General features: G+C 49.9%; 21 protein-coding genes. 6 read left to right on the forward strand and 15 right to left on the reverse strand.

Annotation, left to right across the window (positions count from 1 at the left end; genetic code table 11):
* The first annotated feature begins 9 nt into the window (after positions 1 to 9).
* Complete coding sequence (locus PCH05_RS09045) at positions 10 to 360, forward strand: VOC family protein (protein ID WP_127602058.1); 351 nt, start codon at positions 10 to 12, stop codon at positions 358 to 360.
* 244 nt (positions 361 to 604) lie between these two features.
* On the opposite strand, the gene PCH05_RS09050 is transcribed toward PCH05_RS09045, so the two are convergent.
* The 12 genes from PCH05_RS09050 to PCH05_RS09105 form a co-directional block, all read right to left on the reverse strand.
* Complete coding sequence (locus tag PCH05_RS09050; RefSeq protein ID WP_127602059.1) at positions 605 to 3,193, reverse strand: glycoside hydrolase family 84 protein; 2,589 nt, start codon at positions 3,191 to 3,193, stop codon at positions 605 to 607.
* A 135-nt stretch (positions 3,194 to 3,328) separates the two neighbouring features.
* Complete coding sequence (locus PCH05_RS09055) at positions 3,329 to 4,354, reverse strand: LLM class flavin-dependent oxidoreductase (RefSeq protein WP_127602060.1); 1,026 nt, start codon at positions 4,352 to 4,354, stop codon at positions 3,329 to 3,331.
* A gap of 15 nt (positions 4,355 to 4,369) precedes the next feature.
* Entirely contained in the window at positions 4,370 to 4,606 is a 237-nt protein-coding gene (locus PCH05_RS09060; RefSeq protein WP_127602061.1) for a DUF896 domain-containing protein, read from the reverse strand.
* A gap of 83 nt (positions 4,607 to 4,689) precedes the next feature.
* Positions 4,690 to 5,172, reverse strand: a complete 483-nt coding sequence (locus PCH05_RS09065) for an RrF2 family transcriptional regulator (RefSeq protein WP_127602062.1) — start codon at positions 5,170 to 5,172, stop codon at positions 4,690 to 4,692.
* Between the two features lie 148 nt (positions 5,173 to 5,320).
* A complete protein-coding gene (gene rsiV, locus PCH05_RS09070) occupies positions 5,321 to 6,208 on the reverse strand; it encodes an anti-sigma-V factor RsiV (RefSeq protein ID WP_127602063.1) in 888 nt (295 codons plus the stop codon).
* A gap of 1 nt (position 6,209) precedes the next feature.
* The gene (gene sigV, locus PCH05_RS09075; protein ID WP_127602064.1) at positions 6,210 to 6,716 is read right to left on the reverse strand and encodes an RNA polymerase sigma factor SigV; all 507 of its coding nucleotides are present in this window, start codon (positions 6,714 to 6,716) and stop codon (positions 6,210 to 6,212) included.
* A 156-nt stretch (positions 6,717 to 6,872) separates the two neighbouring features.
* Positions 6,873 to 8,801 (reverse strand): acyltransferase family protein, encoded by a 1,929-nt coding sequence (locus PCH05_RS09080; RefSeq protein ID WP_246049425.1) that lies wholly within the window; start codon positions 8,799 to 8,801, stop codon positions 6,873 to 6,875.
* Between the two features lie 186 nt (positions 8,802 to 8,987).
* On the reverse strand, positions 8,988 to 10,091 hold the full coding sequence (locus PCH05_RS09085) for a stalk domain-containing protein (RefSeq protein ID WP_164766590.1): 1,104 nt from the start codon (positions 10,089 to 10,091) through the stop codon (positions 8,988 to 8,990).
* A 152-nt stretch (positions 10,092 to 10,243) separates the two neighbouring features.
* Positions 10,244 to 11,077: a sugar phosphate isomerase/epimerase family protein gene (locus PCH05_RS09090; protein ID WP_127602067.1), complete on the reverse strand. Its 834-nt coding sequence runs from the start codon at positions 11,075 to 11,077 to the stop codon at positions 10,244 to 10,246.
* Between the two features lie 26 nt (positions 11,078 to 11,103).
* The gene (locus PCH05_RS09095; RefSeq protein WP_371860531.1) at positions 11,104 to 11,898 is read right to left on the reverse strand and encodes an arylamine N-acetyltransferase family protein; all 795 of its coding nucleotides are present in this window, start codon (positions 11,896 to 11,898) and stop codon (positions 11,104 to 11,106) included.
* A 206-nt stretch (positions 11,899 to 12,104) separates the two neighbouring features.
* Positions 12,105 to 12,848, reverse strand: a complete 744-nt coding sequence (locus PCH05_RS09100; protein WP_127602069.1) for an SDR family NAD(P)-dependent oxidoreductase — start codon at positions 12,846 to 12,848, stop codon at positions 12,105 to 12,107.
* 56 nt (positions 12,849 to 12,904) lie between these two features.
* Positions 12,905 to 13,660 (reverse strand): SDR family NAD(P)-dependent oxidoreductase, encoded by a 756-nt coding sequence (locus PCH05_RS09105; protein ID WP_127602070.1) that lies wholly within the window; start codon positions 13,658 to 13,660, stop codon positions 12,905 to 12,907.
* 202 nt (positions 13,661 to 13,862) lie between these two features.
* Between PCH05_RS09105 and PCH05_RS09110 the strand changes: the two genes are divergently transcribed.
* Both PCH05_RS09110 and cls read left to right on the forward strand, forming a co-directional pair.
* Positions 13,863 to 14,777 carry a LysR family transcriptional regulator gene (locus tag PCH05_RS09110; protein WP_127602071.1) on the forward strand — a complete coding sequence of 305 codons (915 nt, stop codon included), beginning with the start codon at positions 13,863 to 13,865 and terminating at the stop codon, positions 14,775 to 14,777.
* A gap of 53 nt (positions 14,778 to 14,830) precedes the next feature.
* Positions 14,831 to 16,279: a cardiolipin synthase gene (cls, locus tag PCH05_RS09115; RefSeq protein WP_127602072.1), complete on the forward strand. Its 1,449-nt coding sequence runs from the start codon at positions 14,831 to 14,833 to the stop codon at positions 16,277 to 16,279.
* 94 nt (positions 16,280 to 16,373) lie between these two features.
* Here cls and PCH05_RS09120 read toward each other — a convergent pair whose 3' ends face one another.
* Positions 16,374 to 17,630, reverse strand: a complete 1,257-nt coding sequence (locus tag PCH05_RS09120; protein ID WP_127602073.1) for a stalk domain-containing protein — start codon at positions 17,628 to 17,630, stop codon at positions 16,374 to 16,376.
* Positions 17,631 to 17,818: 188 nt separating this feature from the next.
* On the opposite strand from PCH05_RS09120, the gene PCH05_RS09125 reads away from it, so the two are divergent.
* Positions 17,819 to 18,427: a cupin domain-containing protein gene (locus PCH05_RS09125; RefSeq protein WP_246049426.1), complete on the forward strand. Its 609-nt coding sequence runs from the start codon at positions 17,819 to 17,821 to the stop codon at positions 18,425 to 18,427.
* Between the two features lie 169 nt (positions 18,428 to 18,596).
* Here PCH05_RS09125 and PCH05_RS09130 read toward each other — a convergent pair whose 3' ends face one another.
* Positions 18,597 to 19,007, reverse strand: a complete 411-nt coding sequence (locus PCH05_RS09130; RefSeq protein ID WP_164766591.1) for a GNAT family N-acetyltransferase — start codon at positions 19,005 to 19,007, stop codon at positions 18,597 to 18,599.
* Between the two features lie 201 nt (positions 19,008 to 19,208).
* On the opposite strand from PCH05_RS09130, the gene PCH05_RS09135 reads away from it, so the two are divergent.
* The gene (locus PCH05_RS09135; protein WP_127602076.1) at positions 19,209 to 19,916 is read left to right on the forward strand and encodes a TioE family transcriptional regulator; all 708 of its coding nucleotides are present in this window, start codon (positions 19,209 to 19,211) and stop codon (positions 19,914 to 19,916) included.
* Here the strand turns inward: PCH05_RS09135 and PCH05_RS09140 are convergent.
* Complete coding sequence (locus tag PCH05_RS09140; protein ID WP_246049428.1) at positions 19,895 to 21,226, reverse strand: alpha/beta fold hydrolase; 1,332 nt, start codon at positions 21,224 to 21,226, stop codon at positions 19,895 to 19,897. The genes PCH05_RS09135 and PCH05_RS09140 overlap by 22 nt on opposite strands.
* Before the next feature lie 256 nt (positions 21,227 to 21,482).
* Here PCH05_RS09140 and PCH05_RS09145 point away from each other — a divergent pair, with 256 nt between their 5' ends.
* Positions 21,483 to 21,878 carry a DUF2500 domain-containing protein gene (locus PCH05_RS09145; RefSeq protein WP_127602078.1) on the forward strand — a complete coding sequence of 132 codons (396 nt, stop codon included), beginning with the start codon at positions 21,483 to 21,485 and terminating at the stop codon, positions 21,876 to 21,878.
* Positions 21,879 to 21,954 lie beyond the last annotated feature (76 nt).

Below are 21,954 nucleotides of genomic sequence, written 5' to 3' on the forward strand. Positions count from 1 at the left end.
AACCTGCGAATGAAAGTTAAACGAATTGTAGCGAACGTACAAACGCCAGAAATTGCCGAAGCTAAACGATTCTATCAGGATATTCTTGGCCTTGAGCTGCTCATGGACCACGGCTGGATCGCCACCTACGGTTCGGAGGCAACCATGCAGATTCAGGTTAGCTTTGCTTCCGAAGGAGGCTCGGGTACGTTGGTTCCGGATCTCTCGATCGAAGTTGACGATGTGGACGAAGCCTATAAGCGCATGAAAAAAGCCGGATTCCATATCGAGTATGGTCCGGCGGATGAGCCATGGTTTGTGCGAAGATTTTATGTACGGAACCCTTTTGGCCGATTGGTGAACATTCTGACCCATGTATAATGGGTTGCTGTGCTTCCAAGGCATAAGTTGGATTAAAGCTTCGAATTGATCTTGTCTTCCAGAACTGAAATTCTTCGATTCAACCGGTATAAAACCGGTGTGAAAATCACTAGCAATGTAATAACCGCAATGACAGCAGCCATCGTATACATCCCTCCTGGACTGGTTTGGAAATAAAGCACTCCCCTAACCTTGCGGATAAAGGGAGTGCTGATGTCAACCCCTGAGCGGTCTCTCCCGTTTGTTACGCTTTACCTTTTGATGTTCTGACACTAGGCAGAAGAGAACCGTTCTTTCGTTCTACAAACACCCGTTTACCAATATGATGCATCTTTAGATCATTAAATACAATGTCATCTCCATCCTGAGCTGCCAACCGGGAAACCGCAATCGGCGTTTCGGCATCCAGAGATGCATACAATGAGATGGTGTCTCCCTTTTGCGCATGATGAACCGTTAGCGATCCGCCGGAAGACCATTCGATGTCGGAAGACAGAACTTTCGCGGACAGCTCGGGATACAGCTCATCGAACAGCTCGAAGGCATAAATCCGGGTATGCCCGCTGCCGTCAAGGCTCGTTTGCGCCGGTTCAACGATTTGCAGGCGAATATAACGGGCCGTTACTTCCTGGGGAAGAATCCGGTTGATGACATCCTCACGGTTACCGAATATTTCATCAATAACTTCGAAATTCGTTCCATCTTGGCTTGCCAGAATCTGAGCATCCATCGTATTCCAATATTTTGTTTCCCGCGCCTCCGGATGGCCGCAATTCACGATCCGGTACTGCCGGATGGTTTTCGGTTCCTTCAGATCGATCGTCAGATGAGGGCGATGCTCGCTGGAGCACCATTTGCCGCTGCGGATGCTGCCGTCGATCGTTTTGGATGCATTTTCATTCTCGTTCACACTGCTGGAAGCCTCAGCCGTTACCCCGAGCGATGCGAGAGCAATGTTTCTCCGGTTGTAGTTCAACTGCGGCTCGGCACCTTCCGTACCTGCGGCTACAGCAATATTCACGATCATATCGGATATTAAAGGCTTGATGATATGCGTTCCGACATCGACCGTAAAGTCAAACGGAATTTCTTCCTTGAGCCGGTTTACTTTACACGCTTCCATTCCTGCGAGCTGCTTCTGCGCTTGCTCGATATGCTGGTCCATATCCAGCAAATTCCCGGCTTGCATCGCCTTCATTGCGTTTATCATGTTTTGACCGGCCTGAGCCATCAGCTCAAACGCAGCTAAGAATGGCTGGAGTTCCTCCACCAGGCTACGGTTAGTGCAATGCTCCTGAATGCGGTCCCCTGCCAGCTCCATCCGTTCAAAATGCGCCGTCAGTCCGGCTGCGGGAGCAGAAACATCTTGACCCGCTTCGAACGCCGCACGAAGAGCGGTTACATCATCTTTCATATCCCATGATTCGTCAAACAGAAAATCCCCGCTGATACCGCCGTCGTCCTTCAAATAACAGCTGTTCGACGCGAAAATCTCCAAATCCTCCGCAACCTCAGGCGCAAGGGCTTTAAACGATGCAGAAAAGCTGATCTGCGCGTCGTAGGCATCGGTATTCCAGTTATGATCGGCAATGCAGAACATCGCTTGTTTGGAAGCTTGCGCCTGATTCATCGGATTAGAGAAAAAGCCGTTCACATTATTCAGATCAGAGCTTAGGTTATCGATTCTTCCCATCAGGATTTTGGAATCGCAATAGTCATTGACCGGGTAGTTCCACCACACCGAGAGGTTGCGGTCGGAACCGATTTGCCGTTTCGGCGCTTCATACTGCTCCCTGGATATGTTGGACATCGTAGCCGCACCTGTCCACATGATTTCAACATCCCCATGCAGCGTTTCGACAAAAGGCTTGAAATAGTCCGTCATCGACGGCCCCCAGGCTTCGCAGTATCTTGTACCGACCGTCAGAAGAGGACGGACGTCGCCTTTGACTTTCACGAACTCGCTGTCGATGCGGTTGATGAATTCCGCCTGCTGCTTGCCGTTCGGAACGCCGACCAAATCATCGAACAGGACCCCGAATTGGCGTACGCCGAGACCGTAGAGCTGCTCCAGCTTTTGCAGTGCAGACTGAAAATCCTCTTCGCTGGCCAGATCAATGGAATCCCCCGGATGGATGGTCCAGACGAAATTCAGATTGTTCGCATGCCCGGCGGCCGCGAGTTCCGAAATTTCCTTCGCCTTGTCATCCGGATACATATCCCTCCAATGCTTGCGGTGATACGGATCATCCTTCGGTGCGTAGATATAGGTATTCAGCTTCTGCCCCCCGCCAAACGCCATTAAATCCTTGCGGTCTTCATGACTCCACGGGTAGCCGTAAAATCCTTCGATAAATCCGCGGTACAAAATCTCCGGGTAGTCCTCAATCAGACAGGATTTCATGACACCGCCAGGAGATTGCTTCAGCATCTGGGACAGCGTAACCACGCCATAGTGGATACCGTCGCTGTCGGAACCGACAATCGCAATCTGAGCCCCATTGCCATGTCCGTGTACAAGCAAGCTATACCCTTCTTTTCGTTCAGGAAGCGCAACCAATTCAAGACCTTGGTCTAAAAGCTTACCCGCCTGCTCGCTCGTAGCCAAAATAATTTGCGGATGTTCCTCGGTAACATCGCTTGATACCTGGGTTGCATACCCAAGTTCATGCAGCGCTTCTTGCAGTTTAGGCAGTGTCGCTTCTTTCAGATCGGATTTGACCACAATGTGTATGGTCCCATCCAACTTCGTCTCACCGTCCAGTGAGGTCATCTTTTGAGGAATGGGATGTAGTTCATACAGGTTCTGCAGCTCTTGGTTTGTCTTTTGCAATGTAACGCGCTCCCCTCTTATCCATCGAATATCATATCCATTATATCAATTAAGTCTTTTTTATGGCTACCTTTGGTGTACAACAAAAAAAACGGTCAAGGCTTGGGAGCCTTGGCCGTTCTTCACAATTCGATCCTATCCGTTCATGCCCGTAATATCCGCAACAATTTCATAGGAACGCAATCGGGCTTGATGGTCATAAATAGCTGTGTTGATAATCATTTCGTCCGCCTGGGTTTCATCCAGGAAAGCCTGCAGCTTCCGCTTCACTTCATCGGGATTACCGATGATCGACGTTTTCAGCTGACCCATAATAATCATTTTCTCTTGTTCCGACCACAAGCCTTCCATTGATTTAACCGGCGGCGGCAGCTGCCCCGGCGTGTTCCGGATCAAGCTCAGGAATTGCTGCTGATGCGAGGTTGCAAGATATTCCGCCTCTTCCGTCGTATCCGCGGCAAATATGTTGACGCCAACCATCGCATGCGGGTGATCCAGCGCTTCTGACGGCTTGAAATGCGTACGGTACTGGTTTAGAGCCGGTACGGTATACTCCGGCGAAAAGTGGCTCGCGAAGGAAAACGGCAATCCCAGCTTCGCCGCGAGCGCAGAGCTGAATCCGCTTGAGCCGAGCAGCCAGATTGGAATCTCCTGTCCTTCGCCCGGAATGGCGCGTACCCGGTTGAACCGGGAATCCGGATCGAGGTACGCTCTTAGCTGCTCCAATTGTTCCGGAAATTCCTGTCCGTTTGCCCGCACGTCCCGGCGCAAGGCCATTGCCGTCAGCTGATCGCTTCCCGGAGCACGGCCGAGGCCCAGATCGATGCGGCCTGGATACATCGCCTCAAGCGTACCGAATTGTTCGGCGATGACAAGAGGCGCATGGTTTGGAAGCATAATACCTCCGGAGCCGACGCGGATGGTGCTTGTGCCTCCGGCTACATAGCCGATGACAACCGACGTAGCTGAGCTACCGATTCCCGGCATGCTGTGATGCTCGGCCAGCCAGAAGCGGTGATATCCCCACTTCTCCACATGCTGCGCCAAATCCAGAGTATGCTTGAATGCCTGCCCTGGCGTGCTGCCTGCCGTTATCGGTGCCAGATCCAAGACAGAATAAGTAATATCTTTCAACTGTTTATGCGTGTTTCCGGTTTCCATCGAGGCACCTCTTTCTTAATGAAGGAGCTTGCGGGCTTCTTCGTTTTGTTTCATGCGTAGTTTTTCAGGAGTTACATCGTTGCCCATAGGATCGACAACCTTCAATCCGGAGAAGGAATGGAGCACTTGTCCGCGAATTTCGCGCAAATAGTCCTCCCGCAGCACCTGCTGCTCTACGCGTTCGGCATTCGTTAATCCTTCTTCGCGTTCTTTTTTCGCTAACTCATTGATTCTGGCCAAGCTTGGGATCATCTGAAAACCTCTTTTCTATATTGAATTCCATATCTTGCAATCATGCAGGAGAATGATTTGATTTCGTTCATTCCGATGAATGGTCATAGGACCATTTTTTCTTGCACCCAAGACTGCAGCGACTCGAGCTTTTGCTTAAAGCGTTCCGCCTGCATTTCTTCCGCCACATCAGATACCGTTTCCCGCTTCAAGACGGACTTCCAGGCCGATTCCGCTTCCTCCATCAGGCTGGATAACAGACAACATTGATCTTCTTTTTGTAGCTCCAGCATATCGTTCAGGATACCGCTCGAGGAATATAGGGACTGCTGCCCTTCGATGGCAAGGTAAACGTCGTAAATTCGGATGTCCTCAATCCGCTTTTTCAGTTTGAACCCGCCCTTGATGCCCGGCACGGAAGCGATCAGGTCTGCGCTGACCAGCTTTCTTAACAGCTTCTGAAAATACGTCGCGGACACGCCCAGCTGCTGGCTAATCGCTTCGCCCGGCAAAACCGCCTTTTCGGGTAGCATGTTCAGCAGCAGAATGGCGTATACGGATTGCTCGACTCCTGTTTTCATGTGCATACATCGTTCACCTTGCCTATCCATTCGATTAATAACATGGATATTCATTATCCACTTTATTCATTATATCGAAAAACTCGATAATTGCAAGCCGATTGGACCAATGAAAAAACCGGTGCAAGGCTCGCCCCGTCACCGGTTTTTCTTTTTACTTAATATATTTATGGCTTACAAGATCGCCTTCCAACACCTCGGTCGGAATTACGAATTCCGCAGCGCCCATATAGCCTGGAGCGACATCGTATTTATTGAATACGATCACGAGCTTCCCCTCGTTGTTAATATAAAAACTCTGGTCCTTCGTAATGCTCTTGAATTCATCCGTCGGCAGCACGTCGGCCGCTCCTTGCACCCAGTAGAACTTGTTAGGATCTGCTTTCATCTGCGCTCTCATCTGCTCCTTGATATTGCTGCTTATCAGCTCGATATAACGCTCATCTTTGAACAGCATCGGCAGCGTGATGAGAATTTGGTTCTTTTTATCGATTGTATCCAGCTTCAGTTCTTCGGATGAAGAAGCTGCGCTTTCGACGACGTAGCGTTCGATCGATAGAATATCCTCATTGTCCGTTTTCACTTGATATCCGGCGTCGAGCCCCATATGGCCGTCCCCCTGTTTCTTCAGTTCGCTGATTTCCTTTTGAAATTTGTCAAATAGAGCTTTATTCTCCTTCATATATTTCTCATTCAGTCCGGATTCCAGCTCCTTATTGTCCATATGGGCAATCGAAGGCACCTTGACGTTCGCATTAAAGTTAGGTTCATCCAGTGTATATTCTTTTAATGTCAGCACCTTGATGATCCGGTCGACACCGGGGATGGCTGACAAGGCGTTTGCGACGCTCGTACTCGCATTAATCGTCACGAGGAAAATGATGGCGGCCGCACCAACGCCGGCAAACCAGCTGTATTTCGTTCGACGGCCCCTATTGGCCTTGCGCGAAGTCCGAATCGCCTGGTTCACAATCATATCCAGCTCTTCCGGAATCGGTATCTCTTGATACTCTTTCCGCAGCTGCTCCACTTGTTTGTTCATGTTATTTGATCTCCTTTGAGAATCCGTCGTTCATTTGTTTTCGTAAGTATTTGAGTGCTTGATACAGCCGCGTTTTAACCGTATTTACGTTTTCATCCAGCACCGCGGCGACCTCTTCGATCTTCATATCTTCAAAATACCTTAGGAAGATCACGCTTCGGTATTTATCCGGAAGCTCTTCCAGCGTTCTCTGCAGATCGAGATCCGTATAAGCATCCTCAGCGCCGGTACTGAACGTCTCCATCGTTTCGTGGTCCATCGCCTGAACCTTTTTGTTTTTCCGCAGACAATCCAGAGAGGTATTCACCACGATCCGGTAAAACCAGCTTTTGACCGCCTGCGGATCCTTCAGATTCCCGATGTTCGTCATCGCCTTATAGATGGAATCCTGTACGATATCCAAGGCGTCATCTTTATTTTTAACGTAGCTGTACGCAAGCCGGTAAACGTTCTCCTTATGCTCGGTAATACAGCGAGTCAGCAATTTTTCTGTTTTCCTATTTAACATGGTCGATTACCCTTCTGTCGTATGATACTTTCGTCGTCACAGGACATAGACGAATGAGGGCTGCCGAAAAGTTTGCCGTTGGCCGAAAAAATTTTCACGCCCTCCTTCATACTCGAAATCAGCCTCATTCATGCGGGATAAACCCGAATAACCCGGTTAACGCTTCTCGTTCCGAATCCCTTGTACAAGAAGCTCCGCATAATACGCGGCGCCATCCTGCTTCAAATGGACTCCGTCCCTGTAAAAATAATCGTCCTTCCCTTCACTGGCTGAATACCAGTCTACTACCGTCACATTGCCGAATTCATTGGAAACTTTTGCAATGTCCTCATTGACGGTGTCCTGCCATTTTCTCGGTACGCGTGTATTGACCAGTATCACTTGCTTGGCATGATCTAGTGAATTCAGTACCTTACGCAGTTGTTGCGTATTAAAAGGTCCGTTCGTGCCCAGCTCAATGATGACCCTGCTTCCCAGCTTGCCCCGTGCCTTCAGCTTGGCGATGACATCGTCCACCTCATGCATTTGCCGGCCGACCTTTCCGTCGATGATGATTCCCGGCAGCTTTTTTTCCAGAAAAGGCGCCGCATCGAGAATGACGGAATCGCCGATGGCGGTGATACCCTTGCCGGAATGCTCTTTCTCTTGGGACGTTATCGGTCCCGTTCGCTCACTTGATGGCGTTTCATGGGTCTGAGAAACAGGAATCTTCTGCGTACTTGGGTCCGGCGGGCTTGGCTTTGTGACGTACTCCGGCACCTTGGGAGAGGGCGGCAAAGCTTCCTGCTGCTTATTCATTCCATTCGTTACGCCGGAAGACTCTGCAGCAGCTTCGGATCCCGTTTTGGACAAGGCTGCGCTGTACGTTAACGGTACAAGGATCAGGAGAAGCACGGCCGTCCATATCACCGGCTGAAGACGGCGGCGGCGTAGCGGAAGGCTGTGACGTATCTTACTTGCTCGTCCCCGGCGCAGCGGCTCCTCGATATACTTGTAGGATAAGGCAGCAAGAATCACGCTGGCAGCAAGCTGAAGGCTGATCCGCAGGATGCTCGGGCCGCCGGTATCCACCTCAGGATGAGTCAAGATAATGACCGGGTAATGCCAAACATACAAACTGTAGGATCGGACTCCGATCCAGCGTAAAGGCTTCAGGCCCATGATATTCCCGGCAAGGCTGGCCGGATGGACAAGGGCGGCAATGGCAGCAGCGGTGATGAAGGCGATGATCAGAAATCCGCCCTGATACAGCCCATCATCGTATTCATTGCACCGGTGCATCAGGAGCATGAGGACGGCCAATCCCAGAAATCCGATGATATCCAGCAACCCGCGTGCTGCGGGAGATATCGCCGCATTCAATTTGCGGCTGGGCCATAGGACAGCGAGCGCCGCTCCGATGAGAAGCGCAAACATCCGCGTGTCCGTGCCGTAATACACTCTGCTCGGGTCGCTGCCAGGCGCATACATCATTCCCATGGCCGCCGCCGAAGCGGCAGCGCAAGCCAGTATGAGCAGCGTCAGCTTGCCGCGGCGTCTCGTCAACTGCAGTCCGAGCAGAAGCAGAATGGGCCATGCCATGTAAAACTGCTCCTCGATGGACAGCGACCATAGATGCCCGATCGGGGATACCGGCCCGAAGCTTTCGAAATAAGATACCTGATGGAAAATAAGCCACCAGTTATTCACGTACAGCAGCGATGACAGGAAGTCTCCCTTCAATGCCCGCAATCGGGATGGATCGATGGCAAGCAGCCAGATTGTGGTAAACAGGAGCATGGACAGCATCGCCGGCAGTAATCTGCGTACCCTGCGGATCCAAAAGTCCATCAGGCTGATCCGGCCGGTTGTCTTCCATTCCTGCAGCAGTTGATCGGTGATGAGATAGCCGGAGATGACGAAAAAGATACCCACGCCAATCAGTCCGCCCTGGGCCCATTTCAAGTTAAGATGGTAGGCGATGACAGCCAGGACGGAAAGAGCTCTTAGCCCATCAAGCCCCGGCATGTAATGCTTGCCCTTTCCCCTTTGCAATGCTGATAGCTGGTGGCTGCGTTCCCTGTAAATGCTCATGTTGTCAATCATGTGTTTTATCGTCCTTATCCTTGATGTGATGTTCATAGGCAAGACGCAGGATGGGCTGCAAAAAGTTGTTGCTATTTAATGGATTTTCCGTGCACGCAGCACAAAAAAAAGCATCCATGCCGAAATATTCGGCAGGGATGCTAAAGGGATAATTCATCTGAAGACATAAATAGAAGATTCTGTTGATTAAGGCTGCACTTGAACATTCAGAACGCCGGAAATGAATTGTAAGGGCACAAACAGCTTGCCGCTGCGCATCACAGGAGCGGTACCCAGCGATTTCGGCGCCTTGCTTAAGGTGGCGTACAGGTCCTTGCCCATCGTCACTTTGCTCCACTGCGCGTCCTTTTTGATCTCGGCGGTTTTGGCTGCCTGGTCCCAGGTCAACTCCCAGTTCAGCTGCTTCGCCACGTCGCGCAGCGAAACCATGGTAACCCCGTTCGCGCCGGTAAACTTTGCGATTTGTCTCAGATCCAGCTTAACGTCTTTTTCTTGCTTCGATTCCTGTGCTGCATGCTCGATCTGGCGTTCGCCTTGGAGCGCGAAACGGAACTCCGGTGAACCCATATATCCCGGCGCAATGCTATATTTAGGGAACATGACGACCAAATCGCCCTTTTCGATATAAAATGGTTGCTCCGTGCCGGTTCCTTTGTACTCTTCCAGGAAATATGGATCCGTAGACATCTTCATTTTCGCCAAAATATCTGCGTCCAGCTTCTCTTTGTAGTGAACCCCGAGCAAGTCAGACAGGGTAACGCGCTGTGCTTCCGCCGTATTTAAGACGTTGTACGTATCGATCCGCGGCATGCTGGTTCCACCTTGGGAGCCTTCGGTAATAACCTCCAGGGAAATGACGCCGGCCGGTTGGCCTGTCCCATCGGATTTCAAGGTATACGTTACATAGAGGTTGTTCGTCAAATACTTGAGATGTGCCGCTTTCGCTTCGGCAGCTGCCTCATCCGCTTTTTTCTCCCACGCTGCCAAATCCTTTTCCGCATGGGAGAGAATGATGTCATTCAGCTCCTCCTGATAATGCGTGTCCAGCATACCGGTCAGCTGCGGCACACGAATATGCGTCTCCAGGTTGGTGCTTTTGCCATGAAGCTCCTTTTCTTCAACCTTAACTCCTGCTGCAGCGGGAACCGACACCTGCTGTACGCTCGCAATCAGCACTGGAGCTTTCGCCGAAGACATGGCGTTGACCGGCAGATTCGCCGCGCTCACGCCAAATACCGCTGCGCACCCTAGCATGCCCACTTTCATCCAATTCGCTGTTTTCTTTTTCATATCTGTCATCCTCCATCTCTCTTGCATATGTGATTTGCGGTTACACTCATTGGCTAGGACGCAGCGGAATCTATAAAAAGTTTGGCGGTTCGCAAAAAAAACATTCTGATTCGATTCCTAATGGAAAAGAATTCAGAATGCTAGGGTTTACATTATGAAGATAGATACGGTTCTACCAAGGCTTTCACCCGGCCGATGCCCTCCCACATATCCCCGGGACCATCATAGACGAGGGTGATCGGCCCTTCATAGCCGCTATGTTTGACCTGCTCCATACAATTGCGCAATTCCTCCTCATCCGGTTCTCCACGCTGACCGGTAATAGCCTTGGCGTGAATCGATTCGCTGCGGGGGATGGTTGCGCGCAGCTCCGAAAGCTTGTGTGGGCCGGAAAAATTACCGAAATCCGTCGTTAACCCGAGATCCGATCCGCAGGTATCCAGCAGGGACAAGCAATTGTGGGAGGTGGATGTCAGATCATGAAAGTTCTCGGTTATAATTCGCACGTTCTTCCCGGCCGCGTAATCAATAAGCCGCTGCAGCTGTGAAGCAGCCAGCCGTAGGGCTTTGTCATCTGCCGGATCTGCATCACCGGCGATGACGCGGATTCGCTCCGCCCCGACGGCCGAAGCCACGTCGATCCATTCGATCAGCCATTTCATGTCCGACTCCCTCCGCTGTTCATCCGAACTGGTAATATCGCCATAATCCGCTAGCAGTGTATAAAGGCGTATCCCCGATTGCTCCAAGGCGCTTCTCAGTTTACTTAGGTAATCATTACTCGTATCCGGAAAATGAAAATGGCAGATTTCCATAGCCTGATACCCTTGTTCACGCAATATGCCCGGTAGTTCAAGCAGCGATATCGTCTCCGGTTGCTCCTCCGTATGCGTTCCTTGCGTGCGCTTCTCTTCATCCCAATAGGTCCAACGAAGCGGACCCAAATTCCGATGCAGGCTCCAGGTAGTCAATGATAAGAAAGGCATCTCGAACTCCTCCTATACTTTTGATCTTATATTTCATTCGAATCACCGATGACGATTCCAAAATACTGCTTCAGTGCCTGCCTGTATTCCAATGCGGACTGCGGTATGAATGTCTCCACCCCGTCTGCTGTGAAAATCCGGAATTCTTCCCCTGACAATGTATTCCTGCCTTCCGGTGTACGGATGAACAGCATGGCGGATTGCGTAAAAATAGATTCGGGCGCATGCTCGCACCAATACGACGCCATCGCGTAGTCCTGCAGCAGCTGCGGTTCTTCCGTAAATGAATAAATCCGATTCCAGTTGCCATGCCTCCGTTCGCACAGGACCCAGCCGAAGAATGGATCCTTTTCCAGCCGGTAACATTCCGTGACTTGCTGCTGTTCCGCTCCTTCGATCAGTTCCAGGGGACGAAGCGGTACGATTCCTCCGACACCAACATCGCATAGAAAAGAACGCCCTTCGGCTTCGACGCGCAGAATATGATGCCTCCGCATCGGCGGCGGATTCGGCTCGTCACGCCAGAACCTGGCAAAATAATGGGTAACCTTGTAACCTAACGATTCCAACAGCCAGCCGAACAGGGCATTCAGCTCAAAGCAGTAGCCGCCGCGGCCCCGAATCACGATTTTGTCGTACAGATCCCCGAGATCAAGCGATAAGGAGGTGCCGTTAAGTATATCCAGATTTTCATAAGGAACGGCGTGGATATGATGCTCCTGCAGATTTGCCAAGACGGCAACCGTGTTACTTACATCCCCATCATATCGAATACGTTTTAGGTAAGCATGCCTCCGCTGTGCGACATCCTGCTGTTTCATCCCATCCTTCATCAACTCCTACGTTTATGTATATCGATCATAGGCTCTCATTAGTCTTCCATATGCATGGGCACACTTCCTTCCTGCAGCAAAAAAGAAGCATGTCGATCGGCTTTGACATGCTTCCAAATTTCTGTTATATAAAAAAACCAGCCGATGTCCATTAAGAACACGGCTGGTTTTATGTTTATCTGTAAGCCTAGGAGTTAAACGGCCGTATATCCGCCATCGACCAGCAGGCTGGTTCCGGTAATGAAAGAAGCGTCATCGCTGGCCAAGAACAGGACAGCCTTGGCAACTTCCTCCGGTTTACCTAAGCGGCCCATGGGATGAAGTCCCACGAGATGCTGCGTGATTTCTTCGGTTCTTCCTTTGATGAGCGGCGTATCAATGTAGCCTGGGCACACCGCATTGATACGGATGCCTTTGGATGCATAATCGGTTCCCAGCGTTTGCGTCAGCAGCTTCACGCCGCCCTTGGCTGAAGCGTACGCCGTTACGCCAGCTTTGCCCACATGGCTGTGAATGGAGCCGCAGTTGACGATTGCGCCGCCGCTGCCCTGCGAGAGCATTTGCTGGATGGCATATTTATCGCAGAGGAAAACGCCGGTGAGATTGATATCAATGGTACGCTGCCAGCTGTCGAATGCCAGCTGATCGGCAGGACCGTCCTGTGCGATACCGGCATTGGCGAACAGAATATCCAGTTTTCCATACTTCGCCACCGTTTGTTCGATCATGTTCATCACTTCTTGCTCTTTCGTAACATCGGTTTTCACGAATAGCGTGTCAAAGCCCTGGCTGTTCAGCTCGTCCGAAACCGCTTGTCCGCGATCGGAAAAATCGGCGATAACGACTTTCGCACCTTCTTGCGCAAACAATCTGACGGAGGATTCACCGATTCCGCTGGCTCCCCCGGTTACAATAGCCACTTTATTTTCAAATTTCATATATTCCCTCTCCCATCATGCTTAGGCTTAAATTGTTGTATTGACCAATCTCTACATTAAATAGCCGTAGCGCCGCCGTCGATGATAAATTCGGAACCCGTGGAATAAGACGATTCATCCGACGCCAGGAACAGGACCAGGTTCGAAACCTCTTCCACGGTACCGAAGCGACCGATTGGCGCCACGCGTTTGCCGAGCTCGGCTGCAGACATTTGGTTGACCTGGGTTGCATAATCGCCCATGGCCGTGTTGATGTATGCCGGATGGATCGAGTTCACCCGTACATTCGCGGAAGCATATTCGATCGCGGCGTCCTTGGTCATGATCCGGACCGCCCCTTTGGTAGCGCCATAGGCTACATGGCCGGAAGCCCCGGTTAACCCTGCGATCGAAGAGGCATTAATGACGGAACCGCCATTTTGTTTGGCCATAACCGGCAGGACATGCTTCATGCCGAGGAATACGCCGGTGACATTAATCGAAATCATCCGGTTCCATTCATCGAGACCGATATCCGCGATCGGTTTGATAAAATAAATCCCTGCATTGTTGAACAAAATATCGATAGAACCGAAGGTTTGCTGCGTTTCCTGCACAATGCCCTTCCAGTCGTCTTCGCTGCTGACGTCATGCTTGAAGGCCGCAGCCCGACCTCCTGCCGCTTCAATCTCGGCTTGAGTTTGTTTCACGCTCTCCAAATTGATATCCGTCACAACAACTTTGGCGCCCTCTTGGGCGAACCGAAGCGCCGTCGTTTTTCCGATCCCTGCGCCTGCTCCTGTAATCAATGCGACTTTGCCTTCCAATCTCATACGATAACTCCCTTTCTAATGAATGTAAGATCTATAGGGTTTCCTGAAATGGATATCATATCGCCTGAAAAAAATAAGAGTGCTGCAAAACAAATGTACCCTCAGGCTTTATATCTATGGTATCATCGTTCTTGATTAAATAAAATTTAAACATTTTGAATTTAATTTAAGTAATACTTAAAGTAAAGGATCGATCAAGACCATGCACATCGAAAAACTCGAGTATCTGGTGGAAGTCGCCAAGACAGGTTCGATCTCGAAGGCGGCCCAAAATCTGCATGTGACTATTTCAGCGGTCAGTCAAGCCGTCTCCAGCCTGGAGGAGGAGTGGGGTGTATCCGTGCTCAAACGTTCCCGTTCAGGCGCGGTCCCTACAGCGGAAGGTGCAGTCATTATCAAGAAGGCGGTCGAACTGCTGCATAAATATGAGGAGTTGAAAGATGCTGCTCAGGGGTATTCCAATACGGTTCAAGGGCGGCTGCGTCTGGCAACCATCCCGGGACCGATGTTTTTACTCGAACAAGCCGTTCTTGATTTCAAGCAAAAGTACCCGCAGGTCAAAATTGAAATTGCCGAGCAAGGCTCGCAGGATATCATCGACAATATCTTGAATGACAAGAGCGACCTGGGATTCATCATCCTGTTCAAGGATCGTTTGGTTGAGCATCTCGGCGTGACCTTTGAACGGCTGTTGAAAGTGAAAATGGTGGCCGCGACCAGCATTCACTCCCCTCTGGCCTTCCAAAAGGTCATTACGCCCGGGGAACTGAAGCAGCAGTCGGTCGTACTTTACAATGATGATTACGTCAAATGGTTCATGGATGATTTTCAGAAAAAGTACGGTGAAGTCGACATCGCCTACACCACCAACAACCGTTCCTTGATCAGCCGGGCGTGCATGAATCATTTGGCTGTGACAGTCGGCCTTAATTATTCATTTATCACTGAACCGCTTTTTGCCGAAGATGACACCGTCATTTTAAACTTTGACCTTCCGGAGGAAAGCCCGGTTTATCTCGGAGTTATTCAACAAAAGGACCATATCCCGAGCACCATATCAAAACATTTTCTCGACCGATTAAAGCATGATATTTCCGCCTTGCAGCAAATGTTGTAACATAGTGTTACATGTAATCGCTTGGAATGAAGCCGTAGGAGGACACCGTAGCAATGAATTTTTCTTCAATTATTCTTGGATTAATCATTTTCTTAAACTTCATCTTCGCTTTGGTGGTCGTATTTAAGGAAAGGCGGGACGCCGGTGCTACTTGGGCCTGGCTGCTCGTACTCTCCTTTATTCCGATTGCCGGATTTATGCTGTACCTGTTGTTCGCCCAGAATTTCAGGCATATCCGTTTGTTTCATTGGGGCGATTTGAAAAAAATCGGCGTGGAAGAAATTATTTTGGATCAGGTGGAACAAATCCAGTCAGGGAAGCATCAATTTCATAATGAATCCGCCAGCAAGAATCGTGACCTCATTTTCATGCATCTGACCAACAACCACTCGATATTTACGGAAGAAAACGCGGTGGACATCATCACCGACGGACAGGAAAAATTCGATAAGCTCTTCAAGGATATCGACGCAGCGAAGGATTATATTCACGTACAGTACTACATCATCCAGAACGACACCCTCGGCAAAAAGCTGATGAGCATACTCACGCAAAAGGTACGGGAAGGCGTCAAGGTCCGCGTGCTATACGATCAGCTCGGTTCGAAAAAGCTGACCAAACGCTTTTTTCGTGATTTCCGCGCAGCCGGCGGGGTAGCAGAGGCCTTTTTCCCTTCGAGGCTCAGGCTGATCAATTTGCGGCTCAATTACCGCAACCACCGCAAACTTGTCATCATTGACGGCGAAATCGGTTACGTGGGCGGTTTTAATGTAGGCGACGAATATTTGGGACTCAACTCCAAGTTCGGGTACTGGCGTGACACGCATCTGCGAATTACAGGTTCTGCTGTTTACGCGATGCAAATCCGTTTCATTCTCGACTGGAATCAGGCATCACATCATCATTCCATTACATATTCACCGAATCTGTTTCCGCGCGTCGGTCCGGCCGGGAAGATCGGCATGCAGATTGTGACGAGCGGACCGGACAGCGAATTTGAGCATATCAAAAACGGATATATCAAAATGATATCTTCCGCGAAAAAATCAATTTATATTCAGACTCCCTACTTCATACCGGATGCCAGCCTCCTTGACGCCCTCCGGATTGCTGCCTTGTCCGGCGTGGAGGTCAAGATCATGATTCCGGATAAGCCCGACCATATTTTCGTCTACTGGGCTACGTATTCCTATATTGGCGAGCTGCTCAAAACGGGAGCAACCGTATACCTCTACAATAACGGATTCATTCATGCCAAAACGATCGTCATTGACGAAGAGATTTCCTCCGTCGGTACCGCCAACATCGACTTCCGCAGCTTCAAGCTCAATTTCGAAGTCAACGCATTCTTATATGATGACCGGATTTCGCAAAAGTTGACCGAGGTCTTTCACGAGGATATGCGTGTATCCCGGCAGCTTACGATGCAGGAATATTTGGATCGCCCGAGGTGGATCCGGATTAAGGAATCGGTCTCCAGACTGCTCTCGCCTATTCTATAAGCGGACACCCCCGGAAGAAGCACGAACAGAATAGACTCACAACCCAAAAAGCGCTGTCCCGCAAGGGACAGCGCTTTTTTAAAGATCCGCTAGATTATTGTTTCATTTCAATCGATTGATTGATTTGAGCCCATGCAGACGGTCCGATAATTCCCAAACGCCAGAATGCGACACCCTTCAGATCATATCGCTTCGCCAAACCGATCTTCGAGTTGACGGAAGTATCCTTCTCACTTCCAAGCGAGATGCCAAGGATCAGCTTGTCTTTCGTCGTTTGCTTCAGCGCCAGCTGAATGGCTTCGTCGACTTTATTCAGCGGCTCCGGAGCCTTCTCCTGTTCATACGCATAAGCCATGATAACGAGGTCATCCGCGAGCGTCGCCAGGGTCTTATAATCATAGCCTTTGTAGGAGCTGTTTAGCGGATGAACGATGATCGTGATTTTCAATCCCGCCTCGCGTGCTTTGGCAGACAGTTTCTTCATAAATGCATTGTACTCGGTTTTGACTTTGTCTTTATCGCCGGTGAGCCCGAGTCCTTCAAGATCAAGCGCGATGCCTTTAAATCCTTTATCAGCAGCGGTCGCTACGATCTTGGAAGTCGTATCTTCCTGCAGCGCCGGGTCTTCCAGATTCTTAGTTAGCTCCAGGCTGGAATCCACCGAATAGACCATTAAGTAGGGCGACGTTCCTTGATCCGATGCATCCTGTATGATCGATTCCGGCGTAACGTCGCCGGCGGGCTTCGGCCATTTGTGTTCTACGCCGCTGGATTGGGTCGTAAATTGTCCATCCTTTTCAATACGGCTCCAACCAAATGCTACGGTATCAAAAGATGGGATATAGGCACGTTCATCAAAGGATGAAATCGCGTAAAATCCGAGCGTATACATATCCTCCCGCGGTGAAGTGATCGAAACCGTCTGCGTCGGTTGATCCCATGAAACCGCGGCTCCAAATTGCTGGCTGAAAAAGCTGAGCGGAATCATTGTGCTGCTTTGAATCGTTTGGGGTGCCACGGCTAACGGTGCGTTGACCCCATCAACAACGGCATTTTTGCTGCCGATCTTCAATTCTACTTTTTTCATGGCCGTTCCGCTTGGTTTGGTAGCCGTAATTTTCTGCTGCTTCTGGTCCCAAACGACTTGAATGCCAAGCGCTTCGGAGATGGCTCGAAACGGCACCATCGTCGTTCCGTTCATGACCGTAGGCTGTACAGGAAATGGCAGCGGGTATCCATCCAGCAGGATGCTTACTTTTCCTGCGGCTGCTTCCGTCGGTTGAGGCGGGATTGCTGACAACGAGCCGACAAGTATCACAGACGTCAAAAGCAATTTTCCTAATACTTTCATGATTCGGTTCTCCTGTTTATTAGTGATAGATTCGTATTCATAGAATACTAGATTTACTATATCACGTATGGAGAATCCATTTCCACCCTATAAAGGGAATGGCTGGCGCATGGGACATTCGCGGAATTTTCGCATAGGATATCCAATCAAGGCAAATCCCCATCCCCTAAAGGACGTGAAGCTTAAGCATGATTTCGTATATGGATTTTACATCACCGTCTGTCCAATTCTCTTATGATTTGAAAAACAATCCTATGTTTAAAAAAGACGACCGAAACTTTATCAACGCTTTATCCGTCATGCAGCTTAATACACTCGGCAACGTTTCATTGCTTGATATTTTCTTAAGCCGATCCAATGTCGTCGAGCCCCATATTCACCAAAACGCTTCCGAGCTAGTCTATCTAATCTCCGGTTCCGCCGTCGTTTCCCTGGTGAACCCGTTTACGAAGAAGCTGATCAACCTCCCGGTTACGCCGGGTCAAGTCGCCAACGTGCCGCAAGGATGGTGGCATTATGAAATCGCGACCTCAGATGATACACATATCCTGGCGATCTTCGATGCCCCGGTACCGGAGTTCATCGCGGGTTCCGACCTGCTTCGCCTCACGCCTGCGGAAATTTTGGCACATACTTACTGCCTGAATGAAGCCCAGGTCCAAGCCACGCTGGCGCCAATCACCGATACAGTCGTAATCGGACCGCCAAGCAGCTGTATGTCTGCTAACAACGGCATTCCGAGCATGAGCAGCATGCCGCAGCGTCAAGTGATCGGAAACGGATGGCAGAACGGATAACTGTCCGGATCGTCCTTTCCGTAGTAACCCATTACAAACAGGATGATGCGCACATTGCTTCATCCTGTTTGCTCTGCACTCCGAACCCCTTGCTGCGTAAAACACGTCAGGGCAATGTGCAGCTCCAATAGTCCGAATCCGGTAGGCATTCAAAATATCATGCCTATGCCTAAGACTGCCCCACCATTCTTACCATGCCGTAATAATCCGGATAGACCAATTTGAAGCCGCTGGTTTGATACAGCTTGATGCTTCCCACATCCGACATGACCATTACGGTTGCCTCCATGGAGGCATTGGCGTTCAAATAGTCGAGCAGCCGCGTCAAAATTTGTTCCTCAATGCCCTTTCCATGAAATTCGGGGCGAACCATCATATCAACAATTTGATAATAACAGCCTCCATCGCCGATGATCCTCCCCATGCCAACGATATTCGATTGATCGTCTCGCGCAACCATGACGCAAATCGAATGATCCAGCCCTTGATTTACAATGTGTTCATGTACAGGGTCCGCACCTGAGGCCAGTCTTATAGCCATCGTCTCCTCAACGCTTGGCTTTTCATTAAAGATATTCATCTTCATTCACTCCTTGAGTCCGTCATATCTTCACTTTACAACATGGATGCAAGTGATAAAGAAAGGCAGGTCCGGCTCCGCGTCCACAATCTTACCGATACGAAACATTCTCATGCAGCTTTAAGGTTTTACATGAAGATTTGCTCTATGATTCCGTTTCTGCTATAGTGTTCAGCGAATTCTATCAAGGAGCGGATCACACTGAGCGAATATCTGAAGCCAAGCGAAATCGCAGAAGAATTGGGCATCAGCACCAGCAGCCTTCGCCACTATGAATCATGGGGGGCCGTTCCCGCACCGGATCGGGGATCTAACGGATACCGTCTGTATACCCGGGTTCATTTAGCCTATTTTCGTTGCTTGCGTGCCATGTTTCCCGGATTCGGTGTCGGCGTAACCTGTGACGTGCTCCGAAGCATCCAGCAGGGAGATGCCGATACGGCCTTCTGGATGGTCAACAAAATACAGGCAGAGCTGTACCAGGAGAAACAGGCTGCCGATCAAACCCTCGGGCTTTTACAGGAAATTGAATTGCCATCGCTCCCGCATCAAAAGCTGAAAAACCGCATGACTATCGGAGAAGCCTCGAAATACGCAGGTGTAGCTGCCTCTGCAATCCGCCACTGGGAAAAAGAAGGCTTGCTGCAATCAGAGCGGCATCCAGAGAATGGATATCGCCTCTTTACCCCTGCAGACATCCGCAAAATCCTGCTCATCCGCACGCTACGCAGGACCGTATACTTTCTCAAAAGCATGAAGGAAATCATTCATGCCCTGGACCGGCAACATGTGGAGCAAGCAAAAAAGCTCACGGAGGATGCGATCCACACCATCCATGAGCGTATTCGTCACCAGTTCACTGGTGTCCATCAATTGGTTCAGTTATGTCAATTGCTTGAGTTGATCTGAACTGAAGCTGGAGCTCCCTCGATGCCTGCTTTCTTCTCCAGTTCTTTCCATTGACGCAAATGATGCCGGGTATGCATTTCTACGAGCCGGACCCATTCCTTGGCATTTAACCATCCAAAGCCGTCATGCCGTATGATGGGCCGGGAATCCGCGACTTCTGCAATCTTCTCCAGCTCAATATACTTTTGCTTCAATGCTTGCAAGTCTTCCGCAAGTTCCTCCGTTCCCTTCAAGCCATCCGGTGTATTGCCGGGATCATCCGAAAGCTGTATTTTAACCGGAGGAAAACCGCCGAATCTGAACAACAATTCCCCAGCAGCTGTTTTTCCTTCGGTCTGGATATTCGTCTCCTTGACCGCATGTATGCAAGCCTCTGCGAATTCCAAATATTCCATAGCCACCACAATGAGATGCTCATATAACTGGCTGAGCGACCAAGCTAGTTCATCCGATTTCGAAAACAACGCTCCCTCAGAATATTCATGCAGCCGTTCAAGGTAAGCATCGATTAAATCAACCGGATTCCGAGGTTCGGAATACATGAGAAAGGCCTGTACCGTTTCCATGAAGCGTTCCGGCTCTTCCACGTTCGGGGCATGCCCCGATTTTCCGAATTCAATGAATACTGCACGGGGAATCAGCGAAGCGATGATCCTTCCCTCGCCAGGAGGGTTTAACCCGTCGTATGTACCGCCAATGATAATTGTCCTTGCCTTCACGAGAGGCAAACCGGATCGAAAGTCAAAGTTCTCCAAGGCCTTATTGGCAGCGGCCTGCAGCGCTTCTGACAAAGCAGGACTTGCCGTATAAAAGGCACTCATCCATTCCTGAACTCGTTCCATATTGTGAAAGATGAATTTGGAGAGCAGCTGCAATTGTTCCTGCGGATCCTTTCCCTGAACCTCATCCTGATGCTCCGCGAGCAGTCTTGCCGTCGAAGAGGTTTTACCGTTTGATTTGGCTGCGACCAAAATCAGTTTGTCAATGCGATCAGGCACGGCAATGGCCACGCCTTGGGCAATGTAGCTCCCCATGGAACCTCCTAGAAGGGCTGCTTTTTCGATATGCAAATGGTCCATCAGTGCAATGACGTCTTCAATGTGATCCTGCAGCTTATACTCCTCTGGTTTTCCCGATCTTCCATGTCCTCTTGCATCAGGTACAATCACCCGAAACTGCGATGCCAGTTCGTCCATTTCATGTTGAAGAGCGAGAGCGTTCATGCCCAGGCCATGCAGAAGAATGAGCGGTTTTCCGCTCCCCTTTTCCTCGTAATACAGTTGAATTCCATTGCAATCGATTGCAGGCATGGCGAATCCCTCCATAAGTATATAGATACATAAATCATAGCACGAAGCTCTGGCTTTTGGGCGGGATTCCCATCTATTTTTCTTTCTGCCAAAAATATTTTCGCGAGCTCATACGTCAACTTTTGGAGAAAAAAAGCGTTATATAGGAGTAGAGCGTCTAAGAAAACACCAGTTAAACTTCAAAGGGTTAGGAATTATTGAAACACCCCCGCCACTTCGTCGTATACAGTATAAATGTTCAACTAGGAGGAATATTATGGTCACTCCCGGACCGTCTTTTGGCGGCGGATCAAATTTCATGTTTACGCTCGTACCCGTCTTTATCGGTATCGTGTTCGTCATCGTCATTGTCTCTATCCTTTTGAATGGAGCACGTTATGTCAAAAATGTACGCTCGCCCCGCTCATCCACCTATGCCCGGGTTGTATCGAAACGTTCTGAGGTACAACACAGCGCGGGACATACGGACAGCAACGGGCTCATGCATTCCGGTTCATCCCGAACCTATTATTACATCACGCTGGAATTCGACAACGGCGAGCGGAAAGAATATCTCGATGTCAAAAAGCTGTATGGTCTTGTAGCCGAAGGAGATGCGGGGTATGCGTCTGTACAAGGCGACTGGATTGTTGCATTCGAAAGGGAGATATAGCGTCTGCAGCAAAAAGCCTTCGCTGCCGGTATTCTAACCGGGCGAAGGCTTTTGCTTGTAAAAGCTCTTCTTTTGA

This window comes from Paenibacillus chibensis (assembly GCF_004001045.1).
Classification (GTDB): domain Bacteria; phylum Bacillota; class Bacilli; order Paenibacillales; family Paenibacillaceae; genus Paenibacillus_AQ; species Paenibacillus_AQ chibensis.

Bases quoted from the DNA above. Each gene is read 5' to 3' on its own strand.
- PCH05_RS09045 (WP_127602058.1), top strand. From the start codon at position 10: ATGAAAGTTAAACGAATTGTAGCGAACGTACAAACGCCAGAAATTGCC.
- PCH05_RS09095 (WP_371860531.1), bottom strand. From the start codon at position 11,898: ATGAAACAGCAGGATGTCGCACAGCGGAGGCATGCTTACCTAAAACGT.
- PCH05_RS09110 (WP_127602071.1), top strand. From the start codon at position 13,863: ATGCACATCGAAAAACTCGAGTATCTGGTGGAAGTCGCCAAGACAGGT.
- PCH05_RS09145 (WP_127602078.1), top strand. From the start codon at position 21,483: ATGGTCACTCCCGGACCGTCTTTTGGCGGCGGATCAAATTTCATGTTT.
- PCH05_RS09120 (WP_127602073.1), bottom strand. From the start codon at position 17,630: ATGAAAGTATTAGGAAAATTGCTTTTGACGTCTGTGATACTTGTCGGC.
- PCH05_RS09055 (WP_127602060.1), bottom strand. From the start codon at position 4,354: ATGGAAACCGGAAACACGCATAAACAGTTGAAAGATATTACTTATTCT.
- PCH05_RS09140 (WP_246049428.1), bottom strand. From the start codon at position 21,226: ATGCCTGCAATCGATTGCAATGGAATTCAACTGTATTACGAGGAAAAG.
- PCH05_RS09060 (WP_127602061.1), bottom strand. From the start codon at position 4,606: ATGATCCCAAGCTTGGCCAGAATCAATGAGTTAGCGAAAAAAGAACGC.
- cls (WP_127602072.1), top strand. From the start codon at position 14,831: ATGAATTTTTCTTCAATTATTCTTGGATTAATCATTTTCTTAAACTTC.
- rsiV (WP_127602063.1), bottom strand. From the start codon at position 6,208: ATGAACAAACAAGTGGAGCAGCTGCGGAAAGAGTATCAAGAGATACCG.
- sigV (WP_127602064.1), bottom strand. From the start codon at position 6,716: ATGTTAAATAGGAAAACAGAAAAATTGCTGACTCGCTGTATTACCGAG.
- PCH05_RS09065 (WP_127602062.1), bottom strand. From the start codon at position 5,172: ATGCACATGAAAACAGGAGTCGAGCAATCCGTATACGCCATTCTGCTG.
- PCH05_RS09130 (WP_164766591.1), bottom strand. From the start codon at position 19,007: ATGAATATCTTTAATGAAAAGCCAAGCGTTGAGGAGACGATGGCTATA.
- PCH05_RS09080 (WP_246049425.1), bottom strand. From the start codon at position 8,801: ATGATTGACAACATGAGCATTTACAGGGAACGCAGCCACCAGCTATCA.
- PCH05_RS09100 (WP_127602069.1), bottom strand. From the start codon at position 12,848: ATGAAATTTGAAAATAAAGTGGCTATTGTAACCGGGGGAGCCAGCGGA.
- PCH05_RS09125 (WP_246049426.1), top strand. From the start codon at position 17,819: ATGATTTCGTATATGGATTTTACATCACCGTCTGTCCAATTCTCTTAT.
- PCH05_RS09105 (WP_127602070.1), bottom strand. From the start codon at position 13,660: ATGAGATTGGAAGGCAAAGTCGCATTGATTACAGGAGCAGGCGCAGGG.
- PCH05_RS09090 (WP_127602067.1), bottom strand. From the start codon at position 11,077: ATGCCTTTCTTATCATTGACTACCTGGAGCCTGCATCGGAATTTGGGT.
- PCH05_RS09085 (WP_164766590.1), bottom strand. From the start codon at position 10,091: ATGAAAAAGAAAACAGCGAATTGGATGAAAGTGGGCATGCTAGGGTGC.